General features: G+C 71.6%; 8 protein-coding genes. 6 read left to right on the top strand and 2 right to left on the bottom strand.

The features are described 5' to 3' along the window. The first annotated feature begins 252 nt into the window (after nt 1-252). From OHO27_RS37090 to OHO27_RS37080, 3 genes are all read left to right on the top strand, one after another. Nucleotides 253-3,120, top strand: a complete 2,868-nt coding sequence (locus tag OHO27_RS37090; RefSeq protein WP_328429309.1) for a DEAD/DEAH box helicase — start codon at nt 253-255, stop codon at nt 3,118-3,120. Beyond that, on the top strand, nt 3,117-4,412 hold the full coding sequence (locus tag OHO27_RS37085) for an SWIM zinc finger family protein (RefSeq protein ID WP_328429308.1): 1,296 nt from the start codon (nt 3,117-3,119) through the stop codon (nt 4,410-4,412). Before OHO27_RS37090 ends, OHO27_RS37085 begins: the two co-directional genes overlap by 4 nt. Before the next feature lie 262 nt (nt 4,413-4,674). Continuing rightward, nucleotides 4,675-6,039 carry an esterase-like activity of phytase family protein gene (locus tag OHO27_RS37080; RefSeq protein ID WP_328429307.1) on the top strand — a complete coding sequence of 455 codons (1,365 nt, stop codon included), beginning with the start codon at nt 4,675-4,677 and terminating at the stop codon, nt 6,037-6,039. A 41-nt stretch (nt 6,040-6,080) separates the two neighbouring features. Here the strand turns inward: OHO27_RS37080 and OHO27_RS37075 are convergent, their stop codons facing one another. Both OHO27_RS37075 and xylA read right to left on the bottom strand, forming a co-directional pair. Continuing rightward, entirely contained in the window at nt 6,081-6,323 is a 243-nt protein-coding gene (locus OHO27_RS37075) for a hypothetical protein (RefSeq protein WP_328429306.1), read from the bottom strand. A 438-nt stretch (nt 6,324-6,761) separates the two neighbouring features. After that, nucleotides 6,762-7,928: a xylose isomerase gene (xylA, locus tag OHO27_RS37070; protein ID WP_328429305.1), complete on the bottom strand. Its 1,167-nt coding sequence runs from the start codon at nt 7,926-7,928 to the stop codon at nt 6,762-6,764. A gap of 193 nt (nt 7,929-8,121) precedes the next feature. On the opposite strand from xylA, the gene xylB reads away from it, so the two are divergent. The 3 genes from xylB (at nt 8,122) to OHO27_RS37055 (ending at nt 12,254) form a co-directional block, all read left to right on the top strand. Further along, on the top strand, nt 8,122-9,567 hold the full coding sequence (gene xylB, locus OHO27_RS37065; protein ID WP_328429304.1) for a xylulokinase: 1,446 nt from the start codon (nt 8,122-8,124) through the stop codon (nt 9,565-9,567). A gap of 66 nt (nt 9,568-9,633) precedes the next feature. Next, nucleotides 9,634-10,842, top strand: coding sequence for an ROK family transcriptional regulator (locus OHO27_RS37060; protein ID WP_328429303.1), 1,209 nt, complete (start codon nt 9,634-9,636; stop codon nt 10,840-10,842). A 401-nt stretch (nt 10,843-11,243) separates the two neighbouring features. Next, the gene (locus OHO27_RS37055; RefSeq protein WP_328429302.1) at nt 11,244-12,254 is read left to right on the top strand and encodes an acetamidase/formamidase family protein; all 1,011 of its coding nucleotides are present in this window, start codon (nt 11,244-11,246) and stop codon (nt 12,252-12,254) included. Nucleotides 12,255-12,328: the final 74 nt, after the last annotated feature.

Genomic DNA, 12,328 nt, shown 5'->3' with positions numbered 1-12,328 from the left:
GGTACGGCCCCTACTGGTCGCGGAGATCGGGTGACGACCGATGTCCGAGGTCCCTTGCCTGATGCCCGTCCCCGACGACCAGTGTCCGATGTCGGATCGACGCGCGACGCGCGGGATTCCGCACCAGGAGGATACCCACGTCGGCCAGAGAGTGACCCAGCTCACAGACCTGGCATTTCGGTTGGGCCACCGATTGCTGTACCCTCAACCACTCGATCCTGGGTAGTCAAGTTTGAGGAGTGCTGCAGAGCTGTGCCGAGGCTTCCCGAGGCAACACCGTCCGAGATCTCCGACCTGGCCGGCTGCTGTGCCGTGTTCGTACCCGGTGACCCGGCCCGCACCGGCCGAGTCGCCTTCTGGCGAGCCGACGGGGGCGCTGTTGCGCTCACCGCAGCCGGATCCTCCGAGGAACTGGCCGTCGAGGACCTGACCGTCACCCTGCCCGGCGAGGACGGTGTCGAGCTGGTGAGCGTGCCGGCCGTCCTGGTACCGGTACGCGCCGCCCTGCCTGTGCTCACGCATGCGCGTGCGTCCGCGCAGGCTCACCGAGCGGGCGCCTTCTGGGGCACGGCGGCCGTACTCGCCCTGCAACTCGTGGCACGCGGACTGCTCTTGCCCGGTCTCTCGGTGGACGATCACGACGCCTGGCGTGCCGGTCCCCTGCGCCCTGAGGACGTCGAACGCCTTCGGGCGCTGGCCGCCGCGATGCCTCCGGAGGCGCATGCCGTGCCGCTGGGCGACGTGGAACCGCTGATGCTGCCGGATCCGGAGCCGCTGCTGCGGGCCTTCCTGGACGCGGTCGCCGACGCACTCCCCCGCTCCCCCGCGGCGACCCTCGTCACGGCCGGTCCCGCCTACGCTGCCCGGGAGCCCCAGCACTTGCCCGAACAGCGCGCATGGGCCGCAGATGTCGCCGCGGGTCATGACGCGGGCGTACGGCTCTCCCTGCGGCTCGAGGTGCCCGGCCTCGCCACGGCACCGCAGGATGACGTGGCACTGTCGTTCCGGGCTGTTCTGCAGCTGCACAGCGTGCGTGATCCGGCGCTGGTCGCCGACGCCGCCGACGTGTGGGCGAGGTCCGGCGCCTTCGGCCCGCGCGTGCGGCTGGAGGCTCTACTGGCACTGCGCCGCGCGGCTCGCGCCTGGGCGCCGCTCACGCCCCTGCTTTCGGCGGCCGTACCTGACGCGGTGGAACTGGCCGACGACGAGGTGACCGACCTCCTTCAGGAGGGCGCCCGGGCCCTCGCCGGAGCAGGCGTCGATGTGCACTGGCCCAAGGAGCTGAGCCGCAACCTCACCACCCGCGCGGTGATCGGCCCGCCGGACGAGGAGTCCGCGCCGGTCAGGGTGTCCTCGGACGCCCCGTCGTTCCTGGCCGCTGACGCGCTGCTCGCCTTCAACTGGTGGTTCGCTCTGGGCGACCAGCGGCTCACGCGTGAGGAGCTGGATCGGCTGGCCGAGGCGAACCGCCCCGTGGTGCGGCTGCGCGACCAGTGGGTCCTCGTCGATCCTCAGGAGGTTCGCCGCGCCCGCGCGCACCAGGACCACAAGGTGACCCCCATCGACGCGCTGGGCGCCGCGCTGACGGGTTCCACCGAGGTGGACGGCGGCCAGGTGGAGGTCCGGCCCACGGGCTGGCTGGCGGCGCTGCGCGAGCGCCTCGCGGACCCGGAGGGGCAGGAGCAGATGGGCCAGCCCGCGGCGCTCGCGGCCACACTGCGGGACTACCAGCGGCGCGGCCTGAGCTGGCTGGCCCGGATGACGTCCCTGGGCCTGGGCTGCTGCCTGGCCGACGACATGGGTCTCGGCAAGACGATCACGCTCATCGCGCTGCATCTGCACCGGCAGTCCGACGCCTCGTCCGCCGGTCCGACGCTGGTCGTGTGTCCGACCTCCCTGATGGGCAACTGGCAGCGCGAGATCGAGAAGTTCGCGCCCGGCACGCGCGTGCGCCGCTTCCATGGGTCAGGGCGTGACCTGAATGCCCTGGCGGACGGGGAGTTCGTGCTCACCACGTACGGCACGATGCGGCTGGATGCGCGTCGGCTGGCCGAGGTGCCCTGGGGCATGGTCGTGGCGGACGAGGCCCAGCACGTGAAGAACCCGTACTCGGCGACCGCGCGGGAGCTGCGCTCGATCGGCGCACGCGCGCGCGTGGCGCTCACCGGCACGCCCGTTGAGAACAACCTGTCGGAACTGTGGGCGATCCTCGACTGGACGACGCCCGGTCTGCTGGGCCGCCTCGGCACCTTCCGCGCGCGCTACGGCCAGGCCGTCGAGGGCGGCCAGGATCCGGCTGCCGCGGAGCGCCTCGCCCGGCTCATACGCCCGTTCCTGCTGCGTCGGCGCAAGTCGGATCCGGGGATCGCGCCGGAGCTCCCGCCGAAGACGGAGACCGATCGCGCCGTGTTCCTCACCACGGAGCAGACGGGTCTGTACGAGGCAGTGGTCCGCGAGACCCTCGCTGAGATCTCCGGCGCCGACAGCATGGCCCGGCGCGGCCTGATCGTGAAGCTCCTGACGGGCCTGAAGCAGATCTGCAACCACCCTGCGCAGTTCCTCAAGGAGGAGCTGCCGCGGATCGCCGGGCGTTCGGGGAAGCTGGAGCTGCTGGACGAGTTGCTCGACACCATCCTCTCCGAGGGGGCGAGCGTCCTGGTGTTCACGCAGTACGTGCGCATGGGACGCCTCATCGAACAGCACCTGGCGGCTCGTGGCATGCCCTCGCAGTTCCTGCACGGCGGAACACCGGTGGCCGAGCGTGAGGCCTTGGTGCAGCGCTTCCAGGACGGTGAAGTGCCCGTCTTCCTGCTGTCCTTGAAGGCCGCGGGAACCGGCCTGAACCTCACCCGCGCCGAACATGTCGTGCACTACGACCGCTGGTGGAACCCCGCGGTCGAGGCACAGGCAACTGACCGCGCGTACCGCATCGGCCAGACCCGGCCCGTACAGGTGCACCGGCTGATCGCCGAGGGAACCATCGAGGACCGCATCGCCGACATGCTCAGCCGCAAGCGGAAGCTGGCCGACGCGGTGCTCGGCGCGGGCGAGGCGGCGCTCACAGAGCTGACGGACGCGGAGCTGGCCGATCTGGTGGAACTGCGAGGGGGCGCCCGATGACTCGACACGACGGTGACATGGAGCGCACGTTCGCCGCGCTGCCGCCCGCGCACGGGCGGGGATTCGCACAGACATGGTGGGGACAGGCCTGGCTGCAGGCACTGGAGGAGTCGGCACTGGACTCGGGGCAGCTCAAGGCCGGCCGCAGGCTCGCGCGCGCGGGAGCGGTCGGCGCGGTGTCGGTGCGCCCCGGCCGCATCACGGCGGTTGTGCAGGGCCGCGACCGTACGGCGCACCGGGCCGACGTGCTGCTGGAGGAGCTGTCCGCGCAGCAGTGGGACCGCTTCCTGGACATGGCCGTCGAGCGGGCCGGGCATGTCGCCGCGCTGCTGGACCGCGACATGCCACCACATCTGGTGGAGGACGCGGCCGCCACGGGCATCGAACTGCTGCCGGGCATGGGCGATCTGGAGCCTGAGTGCGGCTGCGGCGCCTGGGACCACTGCGGGCACACGGCGGCCCTCTGCTACCAGGTCGCACGGCTGTTGGACCAGGACCCCTTCGTCCTGCTCCTGATGCGCGGACAGGGCGAGCGCGGCCTCCTGGACGACCTCCAGGCCCGCAGCGCCGCACCAACGACCCCTTCGTCCGAGTGGTCCGAGGCGTCCAGCTCGCCCGAGGCGGCGGGCGTGGATGCCGCTGAGGCGTATGCGACCGGCGACATCCTGCCTCCGCTGCCCGCTCTGCCCGAGCAGCCCGCTGAGCCGGGCGTGCCGCCGTCCCTGGACACCGAGACGCCTCCCGCCCCCGGCGTCGACCCGGCTGCCTTGGAGTTCCTGGCTGCCATGACCGCCGCCGAAGCGCATCGCATGCTCGCGGAGGCGCTGCGGCCGGACCCGGGACAGCAGGTCGTGGAAGAGGAGTTGACGCTCGACCAGGACGCGGTACGCCTCGCCGCGGGCGCCCCTGTCGCCCCCGTGGCGGGGCGGCTGGCCGACGGATCGGGACGCGGCCGGGAAGGGCTGGCTGCGGCCGTACGCGCCTGGCAACTCGGGGGCGTCGTCGCGCTGTCCGTCCTCGACGAGGAGTGGACGGTCGAGGGCGAAACGCTCGCACGCGCGCGTGCTGCCCTCGACTCAGCCTGGGACAAGGACGAACCACCGGCGCTGCGGGCGAAGGGCAACCGCTGGACGGTCGTCGGCTCGCCGCGTCAGCTGCGCCTGGGGCGGGACGGACGCTGGTGGCCGTACCGCAAGGAACGGAGCCGCTGGGTGCCCGCAGGAGGCCCCGCACACGATCCGGCAACGGCTCTGGCCTCGGCGCAGGTTGGGACCGAGGAGGCACAGCCGTAGGTCATGCCGGGTGGTCCGACGAGTGCCCCCTGTAGCGAGGCATGCGGAGGACGAGCATGGCTGCTGGGCGAGTTCGGTCTCCTGAGAGCGACGCCGGCTTGACGGAGACGACGTCGGCTTGACGGAGATCAACTCCGCTCGACGGAGATCGACCTCGCCTCGACGAGCGGCCGTCGCCCCGCGTTCATCCCGCAGTCGCACGGCGTTCCGCCTGAGCTTCAAATCTGGCCGCTGTCAGACAACTTGGTCCTCAGGAGGCCCGATGTCCCCGTACGCCACCGGCCGACGCCACGCCCAACGTCTCGTCGCCGGGGGCGTACCCCTCGCCGTGATCGCGGCGCTCGCGGCCGCCGGTCCCGCCGCCGGCGCGGGGAACAAGGGCAGCATCGCCAGCAAGGGGCGCGCTGCGCACGTCGTGCACACGGCGACGCTCGGCGACATCCCGCTCGGCGCGTTCAGCAACGCGCTGCTGCCCGGCAGCGTGGGCGACGACCGGGGTGTGGACCTGGGCGGCATCGGCAGCGACATCTACCCGGCGGGCCGCAGGGGCGAGTTCTGGACCGTCACCGACCGCGGTCCCAACGGCCAGATCAAGGTGGACGGCACGAAGCGGCGGACGTTCCCCGTGCCCGGCTTCGATCCGGCGATCCTGAAGATCCGTGTCGCGTCAGGCACCGTGCGGGTGCTGGACGCGCTCCCGATCACGACCGCTTCCGGCAATCCCGTCACCGGGCTGCCGAACCAGGCGAGCCGCGACGAGGCGCCGTACTCCTTTGACGCGCGGACACCCCTGGCGCACAACCCGAACGGGCTGGACACCGAGGGCATCGTGCGGGCCGCCGACGGGACCTTCTGGCTCGTCGACGAGTACGGGCCCTCCCTTGTGCACGTCTCCGCGCGCGGGAGGGTCCTCACGCGCTACGTCCCCGAGGGACTCGGCCTCACCGGCGCGGGCTACCCGGTGGTGGAGGCTCTGCCCTCCGTCCTGCTGCACCGGAAGATCAACCGCGGCTTCGAAGGGCTCGCCCAACTGCCCTGCGGTGACCTGGTGATGGCCGTGCAGAGCCCGTTGTCCCTGCCGGACACGGATGCCGGGGAGGCTTCTCGCACCACGCGCCTGCTGCGCTTCTCACCGAAGAAGAGGGCGGTCACCGCGGAGTACACGTACCGCTTCGACCCGGTGAACGTGGTGGACCCGAGCCAGGACGACACCTCCGAGCTGAAGATCTCCTCGGTCGTGGCCGTGGGCGGCGATCGGTTGCTGGTCGAAGAGCGCACCGACAAGGCCGCGCGGCTGCACCTGGTGCGTCTGGACCGTGCGGCGAACATCCTCGGCGGCCCCTGGGACGACGACACGACGTCACCGTCGCTGGAGCAGCTCGACGACCCGGCTGCCTCGGGTGTGCCGGTGCTGTCCAAGCGGCTGGTCGTCGACCTGGGTACCGTCGAGGGTGTGCCCGGGAAGATCGAGGGCGTCGCGCGCGTGGACCGCGACACGCTGGCCCTCATCAACGACAACGACTTCGGGATGACGGACGGCGAGGGCGCGTTCGATGCCCAGGGCAGGCTCGTCGACAGCGGTGTCGAGACGTCGGTGGTCTACGTGCGGCTGCCGCGCGGAATCTGACCACCTGGGGCAGTTCACCCGCCTGAGACGGGAGCGACGTCCTAGGGCAGTTCGTCCGGAAGCGACGGGAGCAGCGATTCGAGATCACTCGGAAAGCCGCTCGGCAGCTCCGTGGGGAAGCCCGACGGCAGCTCGGTCGGGAACCCCGACGGCATTGATGTCGGCAGTTCGCTCGGCAGCCTGCTGGGGAGCTCGGTCGGGATGCTGAAGGACGGCCTGGGCGAGCTGCTCGTGCTCTCGTCAGGCGATTCGTCGCTCCCGGAGGTCATCAGGACCGCGGCCACGACTGCTCCGACGACCACGATCGCGGCGAGCAGGACGAACAGTGGCGTCCGCCGCCTTGGTCCACCGCCTCCGTCGGGTGATTCCGGAGGCGGCCAACCACCGTACGTGGGTGGGCCGCCGTCCCCCGGAGGGGGACCATAGCCTCCAGGAGGCGGTCCGAAGCCACCGCCCGGAGGCGGCGTGTCACCCGGCGGTCCCGGCGGCTGAGGCGGTACGGGCGGCATGGCCATACCGACAAGACTCCCCTCGTACCGGTCAGGATGCGAGCCCTTTCCGGGAGTTGATACGGGCACATGCCGTGGAGTACATGGTTTTGGAACATTCCGCGAGGAGACCGGTCGACTACCGCACCAATTGCCGGCACTCACTGCCCGCCCCGCGTGTGACTGGCCTCTAGGCGGGCGGGTCACACGCGGGACGGGCACGCGCGCGTGGCCTCAGCCGCGCGCGCCCAGCAGGTGGTCCATCGCCAGCTGGTCGAGACGCTCGAAGGCCATCCCGCGCGCGGCGGCCGCCTCGACGTCGAACTCCTCGAAGGCCGTGCGGTCCGCGAGCAGCGCCTTCAGGCCGTCCGCCGCGGTCGGCTGCGCAAGCTCGTCCAGGCGCGCGGCACGCAGGGCCTCCTGGACCTCAGGGTCGGCACGGAACGCGGCCGCACGCTCCTTGAGGATGAGGTAGTTGCGCATACAGCCCGCGGCCGACGCCCACACGCCGTCGAGGTCCTCGGTCCGCGGCGGCTTGAAGTCGAAGTGACGGGGCCCGCTGTAACCGGCGCTCTCCAGGAGGTCGACCAGCCAGAAGGCGGCACGCAGGTCGCCGGCGCCGAAGCGCAGGTCCTGGTCGTACTTGATGCCGGACTGGCCGTTGAGGTCGATGTGGAAGAGCTTGCCCGCCCACAGCGCCTGCGCGATGCCGTGCGGGAAGTTGAGCCCGGCCATCTGCTCGTGCCCGACCTCAGGGTTGACGCCGTACAGCTCCGGGCGCTCCAGACGCTCGATGAACGCCAGCGCGTGACCGACGGTCGGGAGCAGGATGTCGCCGCGCGGCTCGTTCGGCTTGGGTTCGATGGCGAACTTGAGGTCGTAGCCCTGGGAGGTGACGTACTCGCCGAGGAGGTCGAAGGCCTCCTTCATGCGGTCGAGAGCCACGCGTACGTCCTTCGCCGCGCCGGACTCGGCGCCCTCCCGCCCGCCCCAGGCGACGTAGGTCTCGGCGCCCAGTTCGGCCGCCAGGTCGACGTTGCGGATCGTCTTGCGCAGGGCGTAACGGCGCACGTCACGGTCGTTGGCGGTGAACGCGCCGTCCTTGAAGACGGGGTGGGTGAAGAGGTTGGTGGTGGCCATCGGCACCTTCATGCCGGTGGCGTCGAGTGCCTCGCGGAAGTGCTTGATGTGCGCCTCGCGCTCGGTGTCCGAGGAGCCGAAGGGGATCAGGTCGTCGTCGTGGAATGTGACGCCGTGGGCACCGAGCTCGGCCAGGCGCTGCACCGTCTCGACCGGGTCGAGGGCCCGGCGGGTGGCATCGCCGAAGGGGTCCCGTCCCTGCCAGCCGACGGTCCACAGGCCGAAGGTGAACCTGTCCTCGGGGGTGGGCTGGTAGTTCATGCCGCGGCTCCTCGCTTGCTGACGACGTGCTTGCTACGACTATTTCGTCATGGCCGTTTACAAATTAGTATGCCGACGCGTCCCTGGGAAGGGACAAGATGTCCCCGAAGGGGTGAGGTCCGGGTCGTGACGCTCCGGGCACCCTCGAAACAGCAGGTCGGTTCCCGCAGAGCCGCGGAAAAGGGAGAGCCCGATGTCAGCAGCCGAGGGTCCGCTCGTCGTCGGCGTGGACACGTCCACCCAGTCCACCAAGGCGCTGGTCGTCGACGCGTCGACCGGGCAGGTCGTTGCGAGCGGCCAGGCGCCGCACACGGTGTCCTCCGGCGCCGCCCGCGAGAGCGATCCACGCCAGTGGTGGGACGCCCTGTGCGAGGCGCTGCGCCAGTGCGGCGACGCCGCGCACGAGGCCGCGGCGGTGTCGATCGGCGGGCAGCAGCACGGCTTGGTCACGCTGGACGACCGGGGTGAGCCGGTGCGTCCGGCTCTGTTGTGGAACGACGTGCGCTCGGCGCCACAGGCCCGGCGCCTGACCGAGGAACTGGGCGGCGCGAAGTTCTGGGCCGAGCGCACGGGCTCCGTCCCGGCCGCCTCCTTCACGGTCACGAAGTGGGCCTGGCTCGCGGAGAACGAGCCGGAGTCCGTCCGGGCCACCAAGGCCGTACGTCTCCCCCACGACTACCTCACCGAACGCCTCACAGGGCAGGGCACCACCGACCGCGGCGACGCCTCGGGTACGGGCTGGTGGGCGTCGGGGACGGAGTCGTACGACGAAGAGATCCTCGCGCGCGTGGGGCTCGCCCCCGCGATGCTGCCCCGTGTGGTCCGACCCGGCGAGATCGCGGGCACCGTGCGCGACAGCCACGAGTTGCCGTTCTCCAAGGGCACCCTGGTCGCGCCCGGCACCGGGGACAACGCCGCTGCGGCACTGGGCCTCGGCCTGCGGCCCGGCATGCCCGTACTGAGCCTCGGCACCTCGGGCACGGTGTACGCCGTGTCGAGGCGGCGCCCCGCCGACCCGACCGGCACCGTGGCGGGCTTCGCCGACGCGCACGGCGACTGGCTGCCTCTTGCCTGCACCCTGAACTGCACGCTCGCCGTCGACCGCCTCGCGACCCTGCTGGGCCTCGACCGCGAGGCCGTGGAACCCACCACGGGCCTCACACTCCTGCCCTACCTGGACGGCGAACGCACTCCGAACCTGCCGAACGCCTCCGGTCTGCTGCACGGTCTACGCCACGACACGACCGCCGGCCAACTCCTGCAGGCCGCCTACGACGGCGCCGTCCACGCGCTGCTCGGCGCCCTGGACCTGGTCCTGGACGAGGACGCGGACCGCTCCGCGCCGCTGCTGCTGATCGGCGGCGGCGCCCGGGGCACGGCCTGGCAGCAGACCGTGCGACGGCTGTCGGGGCGCCCGGTGCAGGTCCCCGAGGCCAGGGAACTGGTCGCGCTCGGAGCCGCCGCCCAGGCGGCCGGTCTGCTGACCGGCGAGGATCCGGCCGCGGTAGCCCGGCGTTGGAACACCACGCGCGGGCCGGTGCTGGACGCTGTGGAGCGGGACGACGAGACGCTGGCCAGGATCACCGGGGTACTCTCCGACGCGGCCCCGCTGCTGGAGCGGAGCCCCGAGGCTCCCTGAGCACTGAGCACTGAGCACTGAGCACTGAGCACTGAGCACTGAGCACTGACGAGGATTGACGGAGGCATGACCGCACCGCTGCACGAGGCCCACCCGACCGGAGCCGGGCGCGCGCTGCCGAACACCCAGCAGGGCATGCGCCGCCGCAACCTCGCCCGGGTGATGCACACCGTCAGCGCCGCGGGTCCGCTCTCGCGTGCCGCCGTCGCCTCCCGTATCGGGCTGACGCGCGCGGCAGTGTCCACCCTGGTCGACGAGCTGATCCGCTCCGGCCTGCTGGAGGAACTCGGACCCGAGCGACCCGGCCGGGTGGGCCGCCCCGGCTCGGCGCTGGCCGTCAGCGGGCACGGCCCGGCCGGGATCGGGGCCGAGGTCGGCGTCGACCATCTCGCCGTCTGCGCGGTCGATCTGCGCGGCGAGGTGCGGTCCCGGGCGGTGCGGCACGGCGCGAATCGGGGCCGGGCGCCCGCACCGGTGCTCGCGGAACTCGACGAGCTGGTGCGCCAGGTCGTCGCCGAGGCCGAGCACGAGGGACTGTGGCCCGCAGGTCTGGCGGTCGCGGTGCCGGGTCTGGTGGCGCGGGACGCCCGGACGGTCGTGCGCGCCCCCAACCTCGACTGGCGGGACACGGACCTCGGCGGTCTGCTGCCCCTGGACTTCCCACTGAGCGTAGGCAACGAGGCCAACTTCGGCGCGCTCGCCGAGCTCTGGCTCGGCGACGGCACTGCGCGCGACTTCGTGCACGTGTCGGCGGAGATCGGCATCGGTGCGGCGGTCGTGGTGGACGGCGGGCTGCTGCGCGGAACGCACGGTTTTGCGGGCGAGTTGGGCCATGTACCCGTCCAGCCGGACGGACCCGCGTGTCCGTGCGGGGGGCGCGGGTGCCTGGAGCAGTACGCCGGCGAGGAGGCAGTTCTGCGCGCGGCCGGGCTGGAACCGGGCGAGGACCGCGTCGGCCTGCTCGCCGATCGTGCGGCCGAGGGCGACGAGGACGTACGGCGCGCTCTGCACGACGCGGGAACGGCGCTCGGCATCGCGCTGACGGGCGCGGTCAATCTGCTGGACCCGGAGAGCGTGGTGCTGGGCGGCGCGCTTGCCGGGCTGGCGCCGTGGCTGCTGCCGTCGCTGGAAGCCGAGCTGGACCGGCGCACCGCGGGGCCGGCCTGTCCGGTAGCCGTGTCGCGGCTGGGTCCCGAGGGGCCGTTGCTGGGGGCAGCGCACTCCGTGGTGCGTGCGGTGCTGGACGATCCGGCGGTGGTGGCGGAGCGGGCCTGAATCCCGGCGGCGCCGGGCACGGGAACCGGGCACGGAACCAGGCCGACTTCCGGGCGTCCGGCCCGACTCCCGGGCGTCCGGCGGCAGCAAGCCTGCATCGGTTTCCGATTTCACAGCTGGCCCGATTTCGGATTCCACAACGGGCCCGATTCCAGACTGAGTTCACTCGTGTGAGTGAGCGAGTTATCCACAATCCCGCAGCTGTCCACGGAAACCGACGCTCGCTTCTGCCCAACCCACCGGCGCCGTACCGTGATTCACGCGAGCCGCAGGCAGCGCAGGACTGCGGCGCGACACGCGAACGTTCCATTCCCCACCTGCCCTACGTGTCCCACCTGCCCTACGTGTCCCACCTGTCGTACCTGTCCTACCGACCTTCCGCAGAACGGAGCCGTGCAGCGATGAGCGACCCCAGGATCCTGACCGTGCGCCCCGAGCCCGGCGAGTACGCATGGACGTTCGGCGGCGCACCGCCCGTGGCCCGCATCGCGCCCGGCACGGTTCTCGACCTGTACACGGAGGACTGCTTCGCCGGGCGGGTGCGGTCGGAGAAGGACCTGGTGTCCGAGGTGTGCGAGTTTCCCTACCTCAACCCGCAGACCGGACCGTTCCACATCGAGGGCGCCGAGTCCGGGGACACCGTCGCCGTGCACTTCGTATCGATCGAACCGGCCCGGGACTGGGCCGCGTCGACCACGGTCCCCCTCTTCGGCGCGCTCACCTCCACGCACACCACGGCCACGCTGCAGCCGCCGCTTCCGGAGACCGTCTGGATCTGGCAGCTCGACCGGACACGACGTACGGCGTTGTTCCGAGCCCACGACAGTGACTTCGAGGCGGAGCTACCCATGGACCCCATGCACGGGACCGTGGGAGTGGCTCCCGCCAATCTGGAGGTGCGTTCTGCTCTGGTGCCCGACGCGCACGGCGGGAACATGGATACGCCCGAGATGCGGGCGGGCGTGACCTGCTATCTCGGGGTGAACGTCGAGGGCGCGCTCCTCAGCCTCGGCGACGGACACGCCCGGCAGGGCGAGGGCGAAACCTGCGGGGTCGCGGTCGAGTGTGCGATGAACACCGTGGTTGTCGTCGAACTGCTCAAGGGACTTGCCACACCGTGGCCCCGCATCGAGTCGGACACCCACATCATCTCGACGGGCTCGGCCCGGCCGTTGGAGGACGCGTTCCGGATATCCCAGCTCGACCTGGTGCAGTGGCTGGTGCGTGACTACGGGTTCAGCGAGCTGGACGCCTACCAGTTCGCGACCCAGGCCGTCGAGTCACCGCTGGCCAACGTGTGCGACACCAACTACACGTGCGTGGCCAAGATCCGCAAGCAGTGGCTGCCGGCCCGCGAGACGCACCGCGGAGTGCACGCACGACTTCGGGAGACGGCGGCGACTCTGAGGTGAGCGCCCCGGCCGACCTCAACCGCTGAGCCCCCCTGCCGCGCTGCGCCGAAGACGCAATCCCCTGACGTTGAAAG

Origin of the sequence: Streptomyces sp. NBC_00443 (assembly GCF_036014175.1) — a bacterium.
Classification (GTDB): domain Bacteria; phylum Actinomycetota; class Actinomycetes; order Streptomycetales; family Streptomycetaceae; genus Streptomyces.
Note: the sequence above shows the minus strand (reverse complement) of the source record. Positions and strands in the feature narration are given on the sequence as shown.